This is a genomic window from Neobacillus sp. S1115, assembly GCF_055385565.1.
In genome coordinates, this window is record NZ_AP038275.1 from 4,439,561 (window position 1) to 4,459,296 (window position 19,736).

The 19,736-nt window shown below is 41.0% G+C and carries 23 protein-coding genes; 1 reads left to right on the forward strand and 22 read right to left on the reverse strand.

Going from position 1 to position 19,736, the window contains the following annotated elements; all coding sequences use genetic code 11:
* Positions 1 to 64 precede the first annotated feature (64 nt).
* Entirely contained in the window at positions 65 to 937 is an 873-nt protein-coding gene (locus ACZ5B7_RS21585) for a YitT family protein (protein ID WP_213145043.1), read from the forward strand.
* A gap of 34 nt (positions 938 to 971) precedes the next feature.
* On the opposite strand, the gene ACZ5B7_RS21590 is transcribed toward ACZ5B7_RS21585, so the two are convergent.
* The 22 genes from ACZ5B7_RS21590 to folE all read right to left on the reverse strand — a co-directional run bounded on the left by ACZ5B7_RS21590 (position 972) and on the right by folE (position 19,485).
* Positions 972 to 1,649 (reverse strand): zinc metallopeptidase, encoded by a 678-nt coding sequence (locus ACZ5B7_RS21590; protein ID WP_464490956.1) that lies wholly within the window; start codon positions 1,647 to 1,649, stop codon positions 972 to 974.
* A 61-nt stretch (positions 1,650 to 1,710) separates the two neighbouring features.
* Complete coding sequence (gene ypjB, locus ACZ5B7_RS21595) at positions 1,711 to 2,505, reverse strand: sporulation protein YpjB (RefSeq protein WP_241114049.1); 795 nt, start codon at positions 2,503 to 2,505, stop codon at positions 1,711 to 1,713.
* Positions 2,506 to 2,583: 78 nt separating this feature from the next.
* Positions 2,584 to 3,177, reverse strand: a complete 594-nt coding sequence (lhaT, locus tag ACZ5B7_RS21600) for a lipoprotein heptaprenylglyceryl N-acetyltransferase LhaT (protein WP_464490957.1) — start codon at positions 3,175 to 3,177, stop codon at positions 2,584 to 2,586.
* Positions 3,178 to 3,265: 88 nt separating this feature from the next.
* The gene (locus ACZ5B7_RS21605; protein WP_464490958.1) at positions 3,266 to 4,042 is read right to left on the reverse strand and encodes a c-type cytochrome; all 777 of its coding nucleotides are present in this window, start codon (positions 4,040 to 4,042) and stop codon (positions 3,266 to 3,268) included.
* Between the two features lie 62 nt (positions 4,043 to 4,104).
* Positions 4,105 to 4,779, reverse strand: a complete 675-nt coding sequence (qcrB, locus tag ACZ5B7_RS21610; RefSeq protein ID WP_213120374.1) for a menaquinol-cytochrome c reductase cytochrome b subunit — start codon at positions 4,777 to 4,779, stop codon at positions 4,105 to 4,107.
* 3 nt (positions 4,780 to 4,782) lie between these two features.
* Complete coding sequence (locus ACZ5B7_RS21615) at positions 4,783 to 5,286, reverse strand: QcrA and Rieske domain-containing protein (RefSeq protein WP_213145039.1); 504 nt, start codon at positions 5,284 to 5,286, stop codon at positions 4,783 to 4,785.
* A gap of 140 nt (positions 5,287 to 5,426) precedes the next feature.
* The gene (locus ACZ5B7_RS21620; protein ID WP_464490959.1) at positions 5,427 to 5,891 is read right to left on the reverse strand and encodes a YpiF family protein; all 465 of its coding nucleotides are present in this window, start codon (positions 5,889 to 5,891) and stop codon (positions 5,427 to 5,429) included.
* Positions 5,892 to 6,029: 138 nt separating this feature from the next.
* Positions 6,030 to 6,596 (reverse strand): ReoY family proteolytic degradation factor, encoded by a 567-nt coding sequence (locus ACZ5B7_RS21625; protein WP_213145037.1) that lies wholly within the window; start codon positions 6,594 to 6,596, stop codon positions 6,030 to 6,032.
* Between the two features lie 42 nt (positions 6,597 to 6,638).
* Positions 6,639 to 7,904: a tetratricopeptide repeat protein gene (locus ACZ5B7_RS21630; RefSeq protein ID WP_213145036.1), complete on the reverse strand. Its 1,266-nt coding sequence runs from the start codon at positions 7,902 to 7,904 to the stop codon at positions 6,639 to 6,641.
* 23 nt (positions 7,905 to 7,927) lie between these two features.
* Positions 7,928 to 8,827 carry a hypothetical protein gene (locus tag ACZ5B7_RS21635; RefSeq protein ID WP_464490960.1) on the reverse strand — a complete coding sequence of 300 codons (900 nt, stop codon included), beginning with the start codon at positions 8,825 to 8,827 and terminating at the stop codon, positions 7,928 to 7,930.
* Positions 8,828 to 8,931: 104 nt separating this feature from the next.
* Positions 8,932 to 10,221 (reverse strand): 3-phosphoshikimate 1-carboxyvinyltransferase, encoded by a 1,290-nt coding sequence (aroA, locus tag ACZ5B7_RS21640; RefSeq protein WP_464490961.1) that lies wholly within the window; start codon positions 10,219 to 10,221, stop codon positions 8,932 to 8,934.
* A 26-nt stretch (positions 10,222 to 10,247) separates the two neighbouring features.
* Positions 10,248 to 11,354, reverse strand: a complete 1,107-nt coding sequence (locus tag ACZ5B7_RS21645) for a prephenate dehydrogenase (RefSeq protein WP_464490962.1) — start codon at positions 11,352 to 11,354, stop codon at positions 10,248 to 10,250.
* Positions 11,355 to 11,437: 83 nt separating this feature from the next.
* Complete coding sequence (hisC, locus tag ACZ5B7_RS21650; RefSeq protein ID WP_464490963.1) at positions 11,438 to 12,526, reverse strand: histidinol-phosphate transaminase; 1,089 nt, start codon at positions 12,524 to 12,526, stop codon at positions 11,438 to 11,440.
* 44 nt (positions 12,527 to 12,570) lie between these two features.
* Positions 12,571 to 12,945 (reverse strand): chorismate mutase, encoded by a 375-nt coding sequence (aroH, locus tag ACZ5B7_RS21655; protein ID WP_213145031.1) that lies wholly within the window; start codon positions 12,943 to 12,945, stop codon positions 12,571 to 12,573.
* Between the two features lie 20 nt (positions 12,946 to 12,965).
* Entirely contained in the window at positions 12,966 to 14,036 is a 1,071-nt protein-coding gene (gene aroB / locus ACZ5B7_RS21660; RefSeq protein ID WP_464490964.1) for a 3-dehydroquinate synthase, read from the reverse strand.
* The gene (gene aroC, locus ACZ5B7_RS21665) at positions 14,036 to 15,208 is read right to left on the reverse strand and encodes a chorismate synthase (protein WP_464494545.1); all 1,173 of its coding nucleotides are present in this window, start codon (positions 15,206 to 15,208) and stop codon (positions 14,036 to 14,038) included. Before aroC ends, aroB begins: the two co-directional genes overlap by 1 nt.
* Positions 15,209 to 15,372: 164 nt before the next feature.
* A complete protein-coding gene (gene ndk, locus ACZ5B7_RS21670) occupies positions 15,373 to 15,819 on the reverse strand; it encodes a nucleoside-diphosphate kinase (RefSeq protein WP_464490965.1) in 447 nt (148 codons plus the stop codon).
* A gap of 97 nt (positions 15,820 to 15,916) precedes the next feature.
* A complete protein-coding gene (hepT, locus tag ACZ5B7_RS21675; protein WP_213145028.1) occupies positions 15,917 to 16,879 on the reverse strand; it encodes a heptaprenyl diphosphate synthase component II in 963 nt (320 codons plus the stop codon).
* Positions 16,880 to 16,918: 39 nt separating this feature from the next.
* Positions 16,919 to 17,623: a demethylmenaquinone methyltransferase gene (locus tag ACZ5B7_RS21680; RefSeq protein ID WP_213145027.1), complete on the reverse strand. Its 705-nt coding sequence runs from the start codon at positions 17,621 to 17,623 to the stop codon at positions 16,919 to 16,921.
* Between the two features lie 3 nt (positions 17,624 to 17,626).
* Positions 17,627 to 18,427, reverse strand: coding sequence for a heptaprenyl diphosphate synthase component 1 (locus tag ACZ5B7_RS21685; protein WP_464490966.1), 801 nt, complete (start codon positions 18,425 to 18,427; stop codon positions 17,627 to 17,629).
* Between the two features lie 224 nt (positions 18,428 to 18,651).
* On the reverse strand, positions 18,652 to 18,888 hold the full coding sequence (mtrB, locus tag ACZ5B7_RS21690; protein ID WP_213120359.1) for a trp RNA-binding attenuation protein MtrB: 237 nt from the start codon (positions 18,886 to 18,888) through the stop codon (positions 18,652 to 18,654).
* Positions 18,889 to 18,918: 30 nt separating this feature from the next.
* Positions 18,919 to 19,485, reverse strand: coding sequence for a GTP cyclohydrolase I FolE (gene folE / locus ACZ5B7_RS21695; RefSeq protein ID WP_213145025.1), 567 nt, complete (start codon positions 19,483 to 19,485; stop codon positions 18,919 to 18,921).
* Positions 19,486 to 19,736 lie beyond the last annotated feature (251 nt).

The window sequence follows — 19,736 nt, forward strand, 5'->3', positions numbered from 1 at the left end:
CAATAGATTATTCGATATAATTAAATCCGCCTTAGGAAGAAAAATATGGATGAGGAGGAAGGATATGATATTTAGCCTTAAGATAAAAAATATACTTTTTATCCTGCTTGGAGCAGCGATATTTTCATTTGGACTAGTTCATTTTAATATGCAGAACAAACTGGCGGAAGGTGGGTTTACGGGAATCACGCTTTTGTTATTTTTCCTTTGGAAATGGGATCCGTCGTATACCAACCTGATTTTAAATATCCCGCTATTTTTTATAGGATGGAAAATGCTTGGTCGTAATGCCTTTTTTTACACACTAATTGGGACAGTCAGTGTGTCCGTCTTTCTATGGATTATTCAACGCAACGCGATTGACATGCCATTAAATCATGATTTAACGCTTGCTGCCCTGTTTGCTGGAGTTTTTGCCGGTATCGGATTAGGGATCATCTTCAGGTATGGCGGCACAACTGGTGGGGTTGATATTATTGCCCGGCTCGTCCAAAAATACTTTGGCTGGAACATGGGCAAAACGATGTTTCTGTTTGATGCCTGTGTCATCACTCTCTCCTTAATCACCTATTTGAATTACAAACAGGCGATGTATACCTTGGTTGCCGTTTTTGTTGGGGCCAGGGTAATTGACTTTATTCAAGAAGGTGCCTACTCAGCAAGAGGGGCGATGATTATTTCCGAGAAAAACGAAGAAATTGCCGCTAAAATTATGGAGGAGATGGAACGCGGTGTTACAGCTCTGAAAGGTTTCGGTTCCTATACAAAAAATGAACGGGACGTCCTATATTGTGTAGTCGCTAAGAATGAAATTATGCGTTTGAAAAATCTGATTACTTCAGTCGATCCGTATGCATTTATCTCCATTTCTATCGTCCATGATGTCCACGGGGAAGGCTTTACGCTGGATGAAAATAAAATGCCGATAACAGATTAAAAGGCTGACTCGAGAACGAGTCAGCCTTTTCTGATTAATCTTCACTTCGATTCATCCCAGTAAAAATTAATACTAATCTAAGTAATTCCAGAACGGCAACTGCAGCCGCTGCTACATAGGTAAGGGCTGCCGCGTTTAAAACCTTGCGGGCCTCCCTTTCCTCACCGCTGCCGACCAATCTAAGTGAGGCAATTTGGTTCATGGCCCGGCTTGAGGCGTTAAATTCAACAGGAAGAGTTACAATTTGAAAAAGTACAGCTGCTGCCATACAAATAATTCCTAACAGCAGCATTCCTGACAGATGGGCAAATATGCCGATCATGATAAGAATCCACGAGGCATTTGAACCAAGGTTTGCAACCGGAACTAAGGCATGGCGAAACCGCAAAAATGCATATCCTTGAGCATCCTGAATGGCATGTCCGCATTCGTGAGCCGCAACTGCTGCCGCTGCAATGGAATGTCCGTGGTAATTTTCTGGTGACAAACGAACGGTTTTGCTTCTTGGGTCATAATGATCGCTTAAAAATCCACGGCCTTCTTCTACGGCAACATTATATAAACCGTTGGTATTCAATATTTCCCTCGCCACTTCTGCACCTCTACGATATGTTGAGGTAGAAACTCTAGAATATTTTGTAAATGTACTTTTTACTTTCCACTGTGCCCATAAAGGAATCAGAATGATGAAAGCAAAATATAGCAAATACATGATGAAACCTCCTAAGAGAGCTCTATGATGATTTACATTTTAGTAAAAGGGATTAAAGGCGTCAATCTTTATGCTCTCTGGACCGGTCTTTTCTAACATCCTTTTCCCCTTGGTACTTCCTCCAGCCGACATAAGATAATGTCGCAATGATAATACTCCCTGTTGAAATGATCACCCACCAAAGGGAAGGATCGGCCTCATCATCCTCTATATTGGCAAATAAATTCTGCAGGTCTGTATCAAGTTTATCTAGCTCTACCCGGCCTTGTGAATCAGTTAAAACTTGAGAGCGATATTCATCAATAAATTTGATACGTGCATCTAATCTTTGTATATTTTCCACAGGAACATCAATTTTCATACTTGGGTAAATGACGTTATAGAGAGATAAAAACGTATTAAAACTTGCATGAAAGTTCGCAGAATTACCGTTCACAGCCGCTTCCCTGGCTTGATGGAACGCTGTCATGATTGGACCTTCCATCTCCGTCCATAGGGGCTGATGACTTGTGGCAATCGCATCCATAACCAGCCTGAATTTCGTCAACTTATTAATACGTTCCTCATGTTTCATATCTGGACTTACTGCCGCTTCCATTGCTTCGTCATGGGAAGTGTTAATGATTCGAACCTCATCCATTGTTAATGGCTGTCCGGTGACTGTCACACCTTTAAACTGATCAGAAAAATAATCAAGCAACTTCCTGGCGTCATCATATCTATGAAACTTGACCATTTGAAGAGCTTCATCGGAAATGTCATCAAGCCGCTCCATCGGGGATTGTCCTTCCGCATATACTGATATCGGCATTAGTAAACATATAATTGCTAATAACAGGAACTTCTTTATATTCACTAACCTTGTCCCCCTTTTCGTTACTAATAAAATGTATGAAAGGGTGGACAAGGTTAGACCATAATTTACAGTATTGAATTATTTAATTTCAAGTTTAAAACTTTTTTGGCGGATACAGAGGTAATAGGCAATTCCAATGGAAAGAATAGACAGCCAAAACGTAAAGTAGCCGATTTGCGGGATATAGCGGTCAAGCATTTGATAGCTTGGCAGCATAAAGAAAACATAATCGATGATATCGTTATGCAGTGTCCAAATTGCAGTCACTACTAAATGCCATAGTTTGAGACGATAAAACGGTGCGAATAACAGTCCTTGGACTGCCATGGCAAAATGAGAGAAAATCAACATAAAACCGACTGGATCCAATTCCCCTTGAACAACAAAAACAAGGATATTCATCACGACAGCCCAAATTCCATATTTAAAAAGTGTGACAATCGCCAGTGCTTCCATCAGCGGCCAATTTTTTTTCAATAAAAAGGCAATAAGAACAAAGACAAAAAAGAGACTTGCAGTGGGACTGTCCGGTACAAAAATTAAAAATATAGCTGGGGTATTCTCCAACTGCCATCCATACCAATAATACCCATAGATTGTTCCTACTATATTGACAATTAATAGCAATTTAAGAATCGACCGATTGGCCAAAAGAGGGTAAATCCAGCGCACAACGACTCCCCTTCCATTATTCGTTTTTAGTTTGTTACAGAATATACAAAAAAGCTGACGTAATCCCGTCAGCTTTTATAGTGCAGCATTATTTTGCGCCAAGACCCGCGATAAATTCAGATAGCTTTTTCAGCTGTTCGTCATCACCTTTGAAGATACCTGGAGGCATTTTGCCGCCTTTACCTTCTTTTGCAATCTTAGCAATTTCTTCAGGTTTTAAACCTGTACCGATCAAGGTTGGTGCACCGGCACCGCCTTGAAGATTTTCACCGTGACATGTTATACACGTGTTATCTTTAGCGATTTGATATCCTTCTGAAGACTTATCAATATCGACTTTTTCAACGATTTTCCCTTGACGTTCAGCAGCTTTCCAGTCATGTGTAGCTACAGATTGCCAAGTTAAAAACACAGTTGCAGCCAATGCCAATAACATAGCTCCTGTTGCAATTGGACGCTTACTTGCACGGCGTTCCGGTCCATTATCAAGGAATGGAGCCAATAATAATCCTCCAAAAGCAAGTCCTGGGATAATCATTGCACCAATAACCGTATATGGCCCGGATGCATAAGTATACTTTAACAATTGGTACAAGAATAAGAAATACCAGTCTGGTAATGGAATATAACCTGTATCCGTCGGGTCCGCAATCCTTTCAAGCGGAGCCGGATGAGCAACGGTTAAACATAAAAAGCCAACAAGGAAAACTGCACCTATCATCCATTCTTTCAAAAGGAAGTTAGGCCAGAACGCTTCAGTTTTGCCAGGGTATTCTGAATAATCTTTAGGAAGTTTCGGTTTTCGTGATTCAGGTGCAACTACACGTGAATCACCGACAAACTTCATACCTTTACCGCGATGCATTGAGCAATCCCCTCCTTTTTCAACGTAATATGATAACTTTCTAGTTTAGATTAGAATTTGAATCATAGCGGTCCAGAAATACCTTGTCTGCGAATCATGACAAAGTGTGCTGCCATTAAACCAAATAATACTCCAGGCAGGAAGAATACATGAATCGCAAAGAAACGGGTTAATGTCTGCGCACCGACAATAGTTTCATGTCCGGATAACAGAATTTTAACATAGGAACCGATAAACGGTGTCGCTTCAGCAATTTGCAAACCTACCTTTGTTGCAAACAATGCCTTCATATCCCAAGGTAAAAGGTAGCCTGTAAAACCTAAGCCAAGCATGACGAAGAAAATCAGTACTCCGACAATCCAGTTTAATTCACGAGGTTTTTTATAGGCTCCTTGGAAAAAGACCCGAAGCGTATGTAAAAACATCATAACTAATACTAAGCTTGCTCCCCAGTGGTGCATTCCACGGACAATTTGTCCGAACGCTACTTGGTTTTGCAGATAAAAAACAGATTCCCATGCGTTTTTGATGTCCGGCACATAATACATGGTTAAAAACATACCGGAAAGAATTTGAATTACAGTAACGAAGAATGTCAGACCGCCAAAGCAATAGACAAACGCAGAAAAATGATGGGCAGGGTTAACATGCTCTGGCACTTCATGGTCTGCGATATCGCGCCACATAGGCGTAATATCTAAACGTTCATCTACCCAATCGTAAATTTTGTTTAACAATGATTACGCCTCCTTCCGTGGTTTTGCTTTTCCTAAGTATAGGAAACCGTCTTTTTCCTTGTATGGATATACATCTAGCGGGTGAAGTGGTGGTGTACCAGGAATGTTGGTTCCATCCTTCGTATAACGGCCGTAATGGCACGGACAGAAGAATTGTTCCGGATGTTCCTTGTCAGAATTCCAGTTAACGGTACAGCCCAAATGTTTACATACTGGCGACAGTGCAATAATCTTATCTCCGTCCTTGTAAACCCACGCAGATTCGGTTACTTCTGACTCATACCAAGCATCTTTCTGCTTGAATGTGAAGTCTACACGAACCGGTTCGTCAGTAAGTTCTGACACTTTTTTCGGAGTTGCGATGAAATCACCGCCAGCTTCGGCTTTTAACACTGGGTCAACTGCAAATCTTACCATTGGCATTAACATGCCGGCAGCCATGAAACCGCCTACACCTGTTAATGTGTAGCTTAAGAATTGACGTCTAGAAACGCGCTCTTTACTCATGATTATCCCCCCTCTATTCACGAAGTAAGTCCAGCGGACATTAATTAAACACATATAAAACTAGGACATAACAATGATATATCAACTTCTGAGTAAGGTCAATATCAATACTGTTTTAAAATAAGGTTTATGCATAGTTTTTACGCTTTTTGATGCCACTTTTGTGTAAAAAGTGTTAAAAGCTGCTTTACTTGGCTGTCCATCATTTTTAATTTTTGCGAATCATTCATCTGTTCGAGAGGTATCGAGGGAACCCAGATTACAGCACCATCAAGTTCGTTTTCACGTGTTCTCCATTCGATATCCGAGGTAATATAAAATACATGTTTAAATTCAGCCTCTAATATGTTCACCTCCCAATTCTTTAATTCGCCTAAAACTTTTTCGCCTGAATCATTTTTTAAATATGTAAATGGCGGGAATAGCAAAATTCTTCCTGTAAATTGCCTTTCGAGATGAGTAGTCAACAGGCCAATAAATTCGGCAGCTTCTGCTGATTCTTTCATCTCCCCGCCAATGGCTACTGAATATAACGGTACAACAGCGGTATCGACGTACTCCTTCGCATTTAAGTAGGTCTCAACCTCTTGGGATATCCATTTCATCTATGTTACACCAACCTTTATTCATCTACCCCTATATTATCATTATTTCCTAAAACTTTAAAAGAAAATAAAACTTCTAAAAAAATTTGTTTAAAATAACATAAAAAGCTGCAGCTAGATTAAAAAAAAGAAGTCTGCTTAGCGCAGGCTTCCTTTTGGTTCGGTTGCTTTTAATTTATTTAGTTGTTTGGTTAATCGTTCAAAAGCGGGGCGGTCTTGTTTATCTAGGGCCTCATCTATTAATTGGAGGAGTTTTTCCCGCTGAAAGCGTTCGATACTGTTTTGCAAAAATTGCTCTGCTACGATTCCATCCTTCTCATTTACCTGGAGGTGTTTCGGAACGTATGGATTCTCCTCCAAAACAGCTGCATACTGGTGTGCTTGATTAGAAGCATGAAAATTTAATTGAATATAAATGTCCTCATCGCGATTCAAGCGAATATCATGGAAGGACTTTTCGGCATCTGTGGTCATCACATTTTCTTTATAAAAGCGGAATGGCACTTTATCCACACAATGAGTCGACATGATCAGGCCGCGCGGACAATATTGGGCCTGCTCCACAAAATGAACTTTTTCCATAAGCTGATCGTGACTCATTAAATAATTTAGAATCCATACACATTCTCTTCTTTTTAATTGATAATGATTTAAAAACCAGCGTATAAAATCCTTCTTCTCGTTGACAGAAACAGGGGTTGCCATAGTCGTATTCCCTCCTCTGCATATTCATCTTTTTTGTTTTATTTATTCTTCAAATTCGCCAAGACGTTCAAGCACATCCAGATACTCGCTGTTGGTTGGATCAAATGCGAGCAGTTGTTTAAAAATTTCGGCGGCAGGGGTGGTTTTTCCTTCTTCCATTAGAAAATATCCATAATCCTGTAAAAAAGTTTCGTTATTCTTAAAAAAAGTATATGCACTTTCATATTTGTCTAATGCTTTTGAATATGACTCCAACTTTTGATAAGCAAGGGCTGAGTCCCATAAAAGCTGAGGCTCTTCGTCGTCGGTCAATCCAAGATCTGATAGAAGAAGTAAAACATCCTCAAAGCGCTCTTCCTGTAAAAATAGCTTATTCAACACCATTACAGCCTGAGTGAATCCAGGGTCCAACACAAGTGCTTCTCGCAAATATTGTTCAGCTTCGGGAAGTTTCCCTAGCTTGGCGGCAATTTGACCACCATAGAAAAATAAATCTTTATTAAACTCGTCAATTTTAATGCCCTCTTGAACAATCCGGAGGCTATTTTCAAGCTCTTCCTCCCGCTCATAAGCCTTTCCAAGAAGTAAGTAAAGCGAGTGATATTCCGGATCTAGTTCTTTTAATTCGATAAACTTTTCAATAGCTGTCCGGTTGTATCCTGCCTGCAGGGCTGTGAAAGCGTAACCAAAAAGTGTGTTTATTTCTAATTTCTCTTCAAGCGCTTTGTCGTAATAAACTAATGCTTCTTCAAAAACGCCGGATGCACTTAACAGGTCTGCCATTCGGGCATAAATGTTAACACTGGCAACTTCAGTTGTCTCTTTAAGAACCTTTTCATAGGCATTTAATGCTGCTGTTACTTCCCCTTGTTCACTGTAAAGCTCGCCTAGTGCAAAATCAATGATGATTTCATTGGGTAAGATTTCCTTTGCTTTTAAGAGTTTGTTTTCACAAACTTCATATAATCCTTGCAGCTGATAAAGGTCAGCCATGAGCAGCAAGCTTTGCGCATAATGAACATCAAGTTCGGAGATTCTTTCCAAAACAAGAATGGCTTCTTCCTCTTCACCTGCTTCAATCAGAATTTCACCAAGAAGAATCAGCAGTTCTCCTTCTTCAGGATAGCTGTTTAACAAATTCTCTACCAAGGCCCTTGCTTCATCGAGAAAACCATATTGGAATAACTCTTCACCAAGAAGAAATTTCTCCTCTGGCATGCCGCTTTGTAGTACAACATTATATTCATTTAAGGCCTCTTTATGTTGGCCGTTTTCTAACATCGTAATAATTTTCTTGATTCGCTCCATTGACAAATACCTCTCCCGTTTACTTACAAGGAAAAAAACGATGGTGTTCGCACCTTTACATATTCTCCATATCCTGGTTTAAATAATACCTCTTTCCCAGAACGGACGATTTTTCCCTTGTGTACTGTGATTGCTAGTCTATCACCATAATAATGAAATAAAGCAGCTTCATCAACATTGATGATTTCCCTGGACTTTTCATATAGATTATAGCTTAGTTCTGTCCCGTTCATCAGGCTGCCTTTATGCGGAAATAAACCAATTTTATTTAAAACAGTTGCTGAGAGCGGTATGTTTTCTTCTAATTCCTCTAATAGGGCCGGTATTTTTTCCTTTTCCATTATAGTTAACCATTTCGACAGAACGGCCTTTGCTTCCTTCTTTTCTGTTGAAGAAAAAATTGGAATTAACGGACAATTGTAGGGAAATAACGCTTCTCTAATCCATCCCCATGGTACGGACGCTAATTCATCAGGGTTATCCAAATCAACAAAAATGGCAGGCACTTTTTCTTTTTTACATTTGCGGATCATTGAAGGGGTAATCAATCGCATTGGTATTTTTACTCCGATTAGATAATCAATTGGGCTGCTGCTGAGGGCAACTTTCAGTTCATTGATTTTATCGGGTATTTCCTCTGCAAAGGAAGCCTGTACATAAGTGAATACGGTAGTGGAGCCTTTGGTAAGAAAGTAATCAATCATCCATTTTTTCATGTCTTGAAACGAGTTTTTCAGTGGAATGTTTGAATTCAACAGGACAAATGAAGGGGTCATGATGTATGGCTCTAGGTCCATTTTAATATGACGGTAGTACTTAAAATTTGATTGGATGGAAGCAATCCGGTTGTCTTGTATGAATAACGAGCACGTTTTCAGCTCTTTCCTTTTTAGGATATTGGCATTTTCAATGATATACGCCATCCTCTCACCCTTTTCATCTGTTTAAGACAAGCTATGCAGATTTTTGAAAAAGTATGATAGGACATGAGGCTTAAAAAGGAAAAACTGCCCCGGAAGGCAGCTTTTTACTGAATTAGACTTTCTAAATGTGTAAAGAAATTAGGGTAGGAGACGGAGATTGCTTCTGGGTTATCCAAGGTGACCTCACCTTCACAAAGGAGAGAAGCGATAGCAAGCATCATACCGATTCGATGGTCCCCGTGACTGGACACTACTCCGCCATGAAGTTTGGTTCTGCCGTGAATAATCATCCCATCCTCTGTTGCTTCGATGTCCGCACCTAGTTTCTTCAGTTCATGAACAACTGTGTCAATCCGGTTAGTTTCCTTTACCTTTAACTCCTCTGCATCCTTTATGACCGTTTGACCTTCGGCCTGCGTGGCAAGAAGAGCAATGACGGGAATTTCGTCGATTAATTTAGGAATTAACTCTCCCTCGATTACCGTACCGTTCAAGCTTGATGTTCTGATCACAAGATCACCCGCTGGCTCGAAAGAATCATCCTCAGTCTGGATAATCTCTAGTTCAGCGCCCATGTTTTTCAGAACCTCAATGATCCCTGTCCGGGTCGGATTTAAACCTACGTTTTTCAGAACGATTTCACTATTTGGCACAACAGCGCCGGCAACTAGGAAAAACGCCGCGGAAGATATGTCTCCTGGCACATTTACACTTGCTGCAGACAGCCTTTGTCCCCCTTCTACCCTAATGGTTTGACCTTCTTTAGAAATCTTTCCGCCAAACTTACGAATCATTCTCTCGGTATGATCACGAGTATCGGCCGGTTCTAAAATCGTCGTTTCGCCTTCGGCCTGAAGACCGGCGAGAATCAGTGCTGATTTTACCTGTGCACTTGCAACTGGAAGTTCGTAATGAATAGCATTTAATTTGCCACCTCTTATGGAGATGGGAGTAAATGCTCCATTTTTCCGACCGTCGATGGCCGTACCCATTTTCGATAATGGACCTGTTACTCTGGTCATAGGTCTTTTCGCTATCGACTCATCACCCACAAGTGTAGAGAAAAATGGTCTGCCTGCTAATATTCCCATTAGTAATCGTATGGTTGTGCCGGAATTGCCCACATCTAAAACTTCGTCAGGCTCGGTTAAGCCTTCAAAACCTTGGCCTAGAATGCGGAGTTCTCCGCCATTTTCTTCAATGGTTACTCCGAGTTTACGAAAACAGGAAATGGTGCTTAGGCAATCATCACCTGGTAAGAAATTCGTGACCCGCGTTTCTCCGTGGGCAATCGAACCAAACATGACAGAACGATGGGAGATTGATTTATCCCCTGGAATCGTTAATTCACCGGTTAAACTTTTTTTATTTGTTGCTAGCTTTAATGAAGTCATGTCATCACCTTTTAATTTAAATCTTTTTAACTCCCATTGGAGGTGGAGTAGTTTGTATAAGTAAGAATACACTTCTCGGCTCTTTGCCTGTCTCCTTCTGTTTGAAAACTAATGACAAGGACTCCGATAATATCCTCTCGTGTTTCGAGGATACGAATATTTGTGATACTGATATTTTCCTTCGCCAAATAACCGGTCACTTCAGAAACAATCCCGGGAACGTCTGGAATATCAACATATAAATCATAAAAGGCTGGGATTGCACCCTTTTCTTTGATTGGCAGGCCGTCCCGATATTGTTTAGCCTGATAGAAATATTGATAGATATCCTTTTCGTTACCTGTTTGGAGTAATTCCTTTACCCCTTCCATTTCTTCCTGCCACTGATTTAATAGAGCAATTAGATTTTCCCGATTGTGCAGCAAAATATCCTTCCACATATTTGGACTGCTGGAGGCAATCCTGGTAATGTCTCTAAAGCCTCCTGCCGCAAGACGGGGGATTAGGGATTCCGATTCAGACAATTTTTCTGTCTGGCGGACAATGGATGCGGCAATAATATGCGGAAAGTGACTGACAATGCCTGTCAGATAATCATGGTTTTCAGGTGTTATTGTCAAAAACTTTGCCTTTGTTCCTTTTAACCAGCCCTTAAGCTCATCTACCTTGTCTATATCGACCATTTCTTCAGGGGTTAAAAGATAAAAAGCATTTTCAAACAAGATATCCTTCGCAGCTGAAACACCACTTTTATGCGACCCCGCCATCGGATGACCCCCAATAAAGGTGATTCCCTTGGCCCTTAAATCAGCAGCATTATCGACGATTATCTTCTTTGTGCTGCCCGTATCAGTAATAATGACATCCGGTTTTAATGGTAATGTGGAGAGAGCCTTGAGTATCGTTTTCGAATCATTTACAGGTGCGGAAACGATAATTAAATCAGCATTCTGTGAGCCATCGGGAATATTCTCCGCTGTTTCATCAATGACACCCAGCATTTTGGCAAGTCTGACCTGTTCTCTATTAATATCAAATCCAATAATGGTCGATTCCGGATGCTCCTTTTTTATACAAAGCGCCAGCGAGCCCCCGATTAACCCTAATCCAATAACAAAAACCCGGCCTTTCAATGGATCACTCCCCCTAAAACAAAAAGCGTAAGGCGCCTTTCTATCGGCGCCATTCGCTGGACAATTTTCTTAGGCACTGCTGTTTATTTTTCTGAAAGGAATTTCTCTAGAACCTTAATTAATCCTTCATTTTGTTCAGGAGAGCCTACTGTAATTCTAACTGCTGTTGGAAAACCAAGTGCTTTACCGGAGCGGACAATATAGCCTCGTTCTAACAAATACTGAAATACCTCATTCGCATCTACTTGAAAATCGATTAAAACGAAATTCGTTTGGGATGGATAATATTTCAGGCTGTTGTTCTTGCAAAATTCGTAATATTGAGCAAGACCCTGTCTATTTTTCTGCTTGCATTGTTCGACAAACTCTTGGTCGGAAAGAGCTTCAGCTGCGGCAAGCTGCCCTAATGAGTTTACGTTAAATGGTTCTCTGGCTGGCTCAAGCGCTTTGATAATGCTGCTATTGGCAATCCCATAACCGACACGGAGCGCTGCTAAGCCATAAATTTTTGAAAATGTCCTTAGCACAATCAAGTTCGGATACTTCTGTGCGAGACTGGTGGAATCATAGTAATCCTCCGCCACCACATATTCATAGTAGGCTTCATCAAGTACGACAAGAATATGTTCAGGAACTTGATCAAGGAATGGGATCAGTTTATTTTCCGGTATATATGTACCAGTTGGATTGTTCGGACTGCACACCCAAATAACATTGGTTTGATCATCAATGGCCGTCAAAAATCCCTCTAAATCATGCTCCCCATCAATGTCAGGCACCTCTTTAATGATAGCCCCTTCAATTACAGCGTTGTGCTTATATTGGGAAAACGTATGAGTCGACATGATCGTGCTGGCACCTGGATGCAGGAGCGCCCTTGAAATCATTTGGATTAGGTTATCTGAACCGTTTCCAAGGATAATTTCATCCTCGCCCACTTGTAGGAAGGAAGCAAGCTTTTCTCTTAAAATTGTGGCATACCCATCAGGATAAATAGCAAGGCTTGTCGAATTTTCCTTTAGTGCTAAAAGAGCCGCTTGTGAACATCCAAACGGATTTTCATTCGAAGCCAGCTTAATAATTTGCTCTAAATTATATTGTCTTTTTACTGATTCAATGGATTTCCCTGGTTGATATGGTGTAAGAGTTAATAATTGTTCTTTCCATCTCATGATCATTTACATCCTTTCTGTATTTTTCTAAAATGGACAGAGCCCTATAATGACAAACTGCTGCCTAAGTCTGGTCTAAGTACCACTGCATCCTTTAAATAGACATGAATGATGTCTTTTTGGGAAACAGATGTGTTGACGTGCATCATGATTCTTACGCACATTTTTAAAGAACCTGGAACAGGAATCTCTCTCATGCATACGACCGGAACATATGTCCAGCCAGCGAAATTACGCAATGCCTTTGCAGGAAAAACGGCATTGACATCCTCAGTTGTAGAAATAAAAACGGATGCGACGGAGTCCGGCTCGATATGATTGACCTCAATCAATTTTGCCAAAAGCTCCTCGGTTGCAGATACAATCGCTTCTTCCGTGTTTGCGTCAACCGTTGTCGCTCCTCTCACCCCTCTAATCATGGCTAAACTCCCCCTTCGCTTTAAAAACTTTTGAGTCTTTCAAGAATATCAGCATCATTTACTTCTTGAAGTACCGGTTTCCCTATTTCTTCGAGGAATACAAAATGAATCGTTTCCCCAATGGACTTTTTGTCCTGTTTCATTTTGGTTACTAATTTCTCAAGAGATAAATGATCAGGTATCTTGGTTTGATACCCCAGCCTTTCAACCCATTGGATGAATTCTGGCAATGGAAAAGAGAGCCCTCTATACTCGATACTGAGCTTTAAGGCAAACACCATCCCAATCATGATCGATTCACCATGAGTGAAATTTCCATAGCCCATTTCCGCTTCAATGGCATGACCCAATGTGTGCCCGAAATTCAAAAAGGCACGGACGCCTGTTTCCCTTTCATCTTGACTGACAAATTCATTTTTAATCCGAATTCCTTTTGTTAATGACTTCGATAATTCCTCCAGTGTTAGGGAATTTAAATCATCTATATTTGAGGAAAGCCATTGATAAAAATAAGCATCATTGATAAGGGCATGCTTAATCACTTCCGCGAATCCCGAGCGAATCTCCTGGATCGGCAGAGTCTTAAGCAATTCCAAGTCATAAAAAACAGCCTCTGGCTGATAAAAAGCGCCGATCATATTTTTGCCAAGCGGGTGATTAATGGCTACCTTACCGCCTACGGCACTATCGTGTGCAAGGATTGTGGTTGGTATCTGAATAAATGGAATTCCTCTCATAAAAGAAGCCGCAACAAATCCTGACAGGTCTCCAACAGCACCCCCGCCCAAGGCTAATACGATGGATTTCCGGTCAAGACGGTTCTCAAGTGCGGTTGATAAGGCATTATAATAGACCTCAAAGGTTTTAGCCTTCTCACCCTTCGGAGCTGTAAAAACAGTCGTTTTGAATGGTTCTAAGACGGCCAGAAGCTTCTCTAGATGAAGCCCTGCAACTGTTTCATCCGTGATAATGAATAGTTTTGTCAATTTAGGAAAGTGATCCGTTAAAAACGGGCCTATGTCTTGAAGGGTACCTTCTCCAACAAAGACAGGATAGTTTTTTGACTTTGTATGGATTTGAATTGTGTCCATTAGAAATCCCTCGCATAGGCACGCTGCTTATCGATTTCTGCCGCAAAGGTGTCGAAACGGTCGCTGTAAAATTGCTCTACTAACGCGTTTGCAAGCTCCCAAGCTACGACACTTTCCGCCACCACAGCAGCAGCTGGAACGGCACAGCTGTCGGAACGTTCAACGCTGGCTGAAAACGGTTCTTTTGTTTCAATATCTACGCTCATTAACGGTTTATAAAGAGTCGGAATCGGCTTCATGACACCGCGGACAACAATTGGCATACCTGTTGTCATTCCGCCTTCAAAACCGCCTAGCCGGTTTGTCAAACGGTGGTAGCCCTGCTCTTTATTCCAAGCTATTTCATCATGGACTTGACTGCCTGGTTTAGAGGCTGCTTCAAAACCAATGCCGATTTCCACACCTTTAAATGCGTTAATGCTGACAATCGCCGCTGCCAATTTGGCATCTAATTTACGATCATAATGAACATAGCTGCCCACGCCAGCCGGCATCCCAGTCGCAATGACCTCCACTACGCCACCAATGGAATCACCATTTTTCTTGGCCTCATCAATAGCATTCATCATTTCCTGCTCCACATTTGGGTCCCCGGTCCGCACTGGTGAATTTTCTGTCCGCTCTTTTAATTCCTTCAGTGTAATTGAACTGTCAACATTCGCCTTAATCCCGGCAATTTCAACAACGTGTGATACAATGTCCACACCCACTAACGACAAGAGCTTTTTGGCTGCTGCCCCTGCTGCTACCCGAACCGTTGTTTCACGTGCAGACGAACGTTCCAGGACATTTCTCATGTCACGATGTCCATATTTAATCGCACCATTTAAGTCTGCATGGCCTGGCCTTGGCCGGCTAACTTTTCTTTTTACTTCGTCCTCCTGGCCTTCTTCAAGTGGTTCAGCCCCCATGATTTTTGTCCAATGCTTCCAATCGTTATTTTTAACGACTAAAGCTATCGGTGAGCCGAGTGTCAATCCATGGCGGACACCTGACATAATCTCTGCAGTATCCTTTTCGATTTGCATCCTTCTGCCGCGGCCGTAGCCCTTTTGCCTTCTTGAAAGATCATTATTTATATCATCTGCCTCTAAAGGCATACCTGCTGGAAAACCTTCTAATATTGTCGTTAACTGCGGACCATGGGATTCTCCCGCAGTTAAGTACCTCATTCCCATATTCTTTCCCCCTTCAACTCATTAAAGAATTATGTATCAATATAACATATACAGCCGAATAAACATAGTAGGACAATTCAGAAAAAAGAAATTTTCTTTATGAATGCGTATACAAAAAAGCACTTGTATTTGTTATACAAGTGCTTTCATTATTTGGATTAATAGATCCATTCGTTTACTAATTTTGTGTATTCTGCTAATTCAGCCTCATTAAAGAAAATGCCGATTTCACGTTGTGCACTTGCAGGTGAATCAGAGCCGTGAATAACATTTTTGCCAACCGTTATGCCAAAGTCACCGCGGATTGTTCCAGGTGCAGCATCCTTAGGATTGGTAGAACCCATCATTTGGCGGGCAGTCGCAATCACGTTTTCACCTTGCCATACCATTGCAAATACTGGTCCCGAGGTAATGAAATCAACTAATTCTCCGAAGAATGGGCGCTCTTTATGCTCGCCATAATGCTCAGAAGCAAGTTCTGTAGAGATGTTCATTAATTTTGCTCCAACTAATTGGAAGCCCTTTTTCTCGAAACGGGCAACAATTTCACCAATTAAATTACGTTGTACGCCATCTGGTTTAACCATTAAAAAAGTTCTTTCCATCTATTCCACTCCTAAAAATTATGTATATGATTGCTAGCGAAAACAATCCACGAAAATATTAACATTGTTTGGTATAAATGGCAAGACTATAATCAAACTAGAATTTCCTTCTGCCAATGTTCCTGGCAATATCCCGAAGCGCTTTACCTGCTTTGTTGGCAGGCAGTTCCTCTAGAATCGACAGGGCCTTTTCTAAATAAAGGTCACTTAAAGCAAGCGATTTTTCAATTGCACCGGTTTGCTTGATCAAAGAAATAATTCTTTCTATGTCGGCTTTTGAGCTGTTTGCATGGACCTTTTCTATTTCTTTCCGGGCTGCCTCATTTTCCATTGCAAACAGAGCAGGAGCCGTGATATTGCCTTGCAGAAGGTCACCGCCAGCAGGCTTGCCTAATTCTTTTTCTGTTCCCGTAAAGTCCAAAATATCGTCAATTATCTGATAGGACATTCCCACATAATACCCAAACCGATAAAGCTTTTTATGAATGGCTTCTTCAACATCTGCGGCAACCGCCCCAAGCTGGCAGCTGACAGCAATTAACAAAGCCGTTTTTCTTTTAATTCTTCGGAGATAGTCCCGAAGGTTCTGATTAAAACGATATTTATCCTTAAATTGCTGGATTTCCCCTACGCTTACTTCGACTATGGCATTGGCCAAAATTTTATGGGCTAAAGGATGCTTGATATTAGTCATCAATTCGAGTGCAAGGGCAAACACGAAGTCACCCGTATACATCGCAGTCTTGTTATCCCATTTTGCTTTGACAGTAGGCTGTCCCCTTCTTAAGTCAGCATCATCGATGACGTCGTCATGAACAAGCGAGGCCATATGAATTAGTTCCAATGCAACCGCAACATTCTTCATGACGTTTATATCATAGGTGCCAAATTTTCCTGCAAGCAAAACAAAAACAGGACGAATTCTTTTTCCCCCGGCTTGTAATGTATGCAACGAAGCTTGCTGCAGGAGGATAGACTCTGATTTAATCGTCTCCTCCAGTTTTTTCTCGATTAAACTAATATCCGAATTCAAAAATGAATACATCATTTTTAATTTCATTTGTATCCACCTAGCTTTTCATCCTGTCTTTGTTCCATGTTATTTCTTATGTCCGATATGAACAGCAGCCGCACCGCCGCTGTATGGCTTATATTTAACATTTTGAAAGCCAGCCTGCTCAAACATTCTAGCCAGCTCTCTCATCCCTGGAAAATCGCGCGCAGACTCTTGAAGCCAAGAGTATTCCTGGTAGCTTTTCGCAAACATCTTTCCGAATAAAGGCATAATAAAGCGGAAGTAAAAGAAAAACAGCTGTCTGTAACCAATAAGGGTTGGCTGAGATGTTTCAAGGCAAACCCCGATTCCGCCCGGTTTTACAACCCGTTGCATTTCTTTTAGTACCTGCAGGTAATCCGGCACATTCCTTAAACCAAAGCCAATGGTGACGTAGTCAAAGCTATTATCAGGAAAAGGCAGTTCCATTGCATTGCCATGGATGAGTTCAACTTGATTCAACCCAAGCTCGCGGACTTTTTCCTTACCTACGTTTAGCATATTTTGACTAAAATCCAAGCCAATCACTTTTCCGGATGGACCGACAGCTTCTGCCATAGCAATTGTCCAATCAGCTGTCCCGCAGCAGACATCCAGGGCTTTTGAACCAGGTTGTACATTCATTCTTTTCATCGTGTCCTTACGCCATCTAATATGCTGCTGAAAGCTGATAACAGAGTTCATTTTGTCGTAGCTATCAGAAATTTTTTCGAACACTTGATGAACACGTTGTTCTTTCGATTGCTGCATGCTTCACCCTTCTTCCACAAATGTTTTGGCATATGGCTGATATTGATTTAATAAGTTGGAAATCCTGTCTTCAAGCAAATGATTTAGAAATGGAAGCTTTGGAATCCCTTTTTCAATTATTTGCTTTGAAAGTTCAAGATACCGGTCACATACCTTTAAAAGCTGATCGTTCTGAATATCCGGCAAGTCTTTGTTGTGGAGTGGTACCATTATTTTTTTCAATGCAGCAAATAAAATGGAGCTGCCGGTTTGAAGAAATAAAGCCTTTTCGTTTAATAACCGTTTGAATAGCAAGTAATAGGCTAGAACATCATTCCAAAGGTCGATATTAAAATATTCGGCAAGCTTCGAAAGCAGCGAGCTTTCAATGACCATCATGCTTTTCATCAGCTGTTCGATATCCTCTGACTCAGTAAAATATACTGAAGTCTTATGTTCATTTACTTGCTTAATTCCTTCCGACAGTGCTTTTATCATGAAAATGTCATCTGAATCGGCCAGGAGCTTATAATACAATCCGCTAAAATAATCCCCGGCCAAAACAGTAAGCTGCCGGTTTTTTTCCTCATTTGTTGAGGTAATATGTTCATGGGTATCGAGGGCGATTTGTACCAGCATAGTCGAGAGGGCATAGTTTTCCATTTCGTGATAAGACAAATCCATCCGGTCCATGATGGAAACTAAAATTAGGAGTTTATCCTCGTCAACTATTGGGGTCTCAATAAATTGTAGCAAGTAAGGATCAAAAACACGGTTTTCGACTTTTTCCTTAATGCTTATTAACTTTTGTCGAATATCCTGCATTTTTAATCACCCTTGTTCCCCGAAGTAGTATCATTATGTATTCTTATTTCCTAATCCAAAAGGAAAATGCATGTTAAATAATTAAGTAAGAAAAACTCTGCCAATAAACAAGGCAGTCACCATTATAACACATATAAACATCCATGAGCAGGAATTCACAAAATAATTATATTTCTCATTAACTAAGAATACTCTTATAAAAAACAGAAGGACCAAAAAGTCCTCTATTTTTTTATTTCACTTTCAATTTCCCCGTATTGAGTAAGAATTTTGGCATTCCCTCTAATTTTAATAGCAGAAGTATGCTCTGTAAATTGAGCAATTAATACCTCACCTTTATCAAGCTTTTCAGAATGGTGAAATCTTGTATCAGTACCTCTCGTCAGACCAATGACACTAACTCCATCATCATTTGCTTTAATGACAATATAATCACTACTTTGTGGCTGCCGGTTTTCCATCATCATCACCTCTAAAGTTTTAGAAAAAAGTTAATTTTTTATTAAGGAGAGCACTTCGGAGCGGGCGCTGACATCCTCGGCGAGTGTTCCACGAACAGCAGTTGTTACGGTTTTTGCTCCCGGTTTTTTCACTCCACGCATCGTCATACACATATGTTCTGCTTCCACCACAATCATTACACCGTGCGGCTCTAATTTTTCCATAATACTATCAGCAATGGTGGAAGTAATTCGTTCCTGCAGCTGTGGCCTTTTGGCAACAGCTTCGACTGCTCTTGCCAGCTTGCTTAAGCCCGTTACACGGCCATTACGCGGGATATAGGCCACATGAGCATGCCCGAAAAATGGGACAAGATGGTGTTCACACATCGAATAAAACGGAATATCCTTCACCAATACCAATTCTTCATGATCCTCACTGAAAATCGTTTCAAAATGCTTTTTAGGATCTTCCTTTAACCCGCTAAAAACTTCTTCATACATTTTTGCCACACGCTTAGGGGTGTCAAGAAGTCCTTCCCGATTTGGATCTTCCCCGACTGCTTCTAATATTAAACGTACCGCCTCTTCAATTTGGGCACGATTTACCTCTGCCATGTTAACTCCTCCTATTTGCCTCTAATAGATGTCAAATACATATTAGCATATTGTTTTCTTAGCAGGCAATTTAACAGTGCCGAAGAACAAAAGCGCAAGCGCCCTGGTCAGCGGCGTATGGCCTGGAGCTCTCCAACTGAGATAAAGGAAACACGAAGAGCGTTAGCGCATTCGTGCTTGACTTATCGTAGGGCGGAGAGCGAAGGACACTAGCCGCTAGGGCGCTGGAGCTGGACGTGTCTATCCTGGAA

What these genes read in the sequence shown, in the direction of transcription:
- aroB (WP_464490964.1), bottom strand. Translation starts at nt 14,036, where the DNA reads ATGGACACAATTCAAATCCATACAAAGTCAAAAAACTATCCTGTCTTT.
- ACZ5B7_RS21635 (WP_464490960.1), bottom strand. Translation starts at nt 8,827, where the DNA reads ATGGCGTATATCATTGAAAATGCCAATATCCTAAAAAGGAAAGAGCTG.
- aroA (WP_464490961.1), bottom strand. Translation starts at nt 10,221, where the DNA reads ATGACTTCATTAAAGCTAGCAACAAATAAAAAAAGTTTAACCGGTGAA.
- ACZ5B7_RS21620 (WP_464490959.1), bottom strand. Translation starts at nt 5,891, where the DNA reads ATGAAATGGATATCCCAAGAGGTTGAGACCTACTTAAATGCGAAGGAG.
- ACZ5B7_RS21590 (WP_464490956.1), bottom strand. Translation starts at nt 1,649, where the DNA reads ATGTATTTGCTATATTTTGCTTTCATCATTCTGATTCCTTTATGGGCA.
- folE (WP_213145025.1), bottom strand. Translation starts at nt 19,485, where the DNA reads ATGGCAGAGGTAAATCGTGCCCAAATTGAAGAGGCGGTACGTTTAATA.
- aroH (WP_213145031.1), bottom strand. Translation starts at nt 12,945, where the DNA reads ATGATTAGAGGGGTGAGAGGAGCGACAACGGTTGACGCAAACACGGAA.
- ACZ5B7_RS21685 (WP_464490966.1), bottom strand. Translation starts at nt 18,427, where the DNA reads ATGCAGGATATTCGACAAAAGTTAATAAGCATTAAGGAAAAAGTCGAA.
- ACZ5B7_RS21585 (WP_213145043.1), top strand. Translation starts at nt 65, where the DNA reads ATGATATTTAGCCTTAAGATAAAAAATATACTTTTTATCCTGCTTGGA.
- hepT (WP_213145028.1), bottom strand. Translation starts at nt 16,879, where the DNA reads ATGAAATTAAAAATGATGTATTCATTTTTGAATTCGGATATTAGTTTA.
- mtrB (WP_213120359.1), bottom strand. Translation starts at nt 18,888, where the DNA reads ATGGAAAACCGGCAGCCACAAAGTAGTGATTATATTGTCATTAAAGCA.
- ACZ5B7_RS21625 (WP_213145037.1), bottom strand. Translation starts at nt 6,596, where the DNA reads ATGGCAACCCCTGTTTCTGTCAACGAGAAGAAGGATTTTATACGCTGG.
- aroC (WP_464494545.1), bottom strand. Translation starts at nt 15,208, where the DNA reads ATGAGGTACTTAACTGCGGGAGAATCCCATGGTCCGCAGTTAACGACA.
- hisC (WP_464490963.1), bottom strand. Translation starts at nt 12,526, where the DNA reads ATGAGATGGAAAGAACAATTATTAACTCTTACACCATATCAACCAGGG.
- ACZ5B7_RS21680 (WP_213145027.1), bottom strand. Translation starts at nt 17,623, where the DNA reads ATGCAGCAATCGAAAGAACAACGTGTTCATCAAGTGTTCGAAAAAATT.
- ACZ5B7_RS21615 (WP_213145039.1), bottom strand. Translation starts at nt 5,286, where the DNA reads ATGAGTAAAGAGCGCGTTTCTAGACGTCAATTCTTAAGCTACACATTA.
- ACZ5B7_RS21605 (WP_464490958.1), bottom strand. Translation starts at nt 4,042, where the DNA reads ATGCATCGCGGTAAAGGTATGAAGTTTGTCGGTGATTCACGTGTAGTT.
- ndk (WP_464490965.1), bottom strand. Translation starts at nt 15,819, where the DNA reads ATGGAAAGAACTTTTTTAATGGTTAAACCAGATGGCGTACAACGTAAT.
- ACZ5B7_RS21630 (WP_213145036.1), bottom strand. Translation starts at nt 7,904, where the DNA reads ATGGAGCGAATCAAGAAAATTATTACGATGTTAGAAAACGGCCAACAT.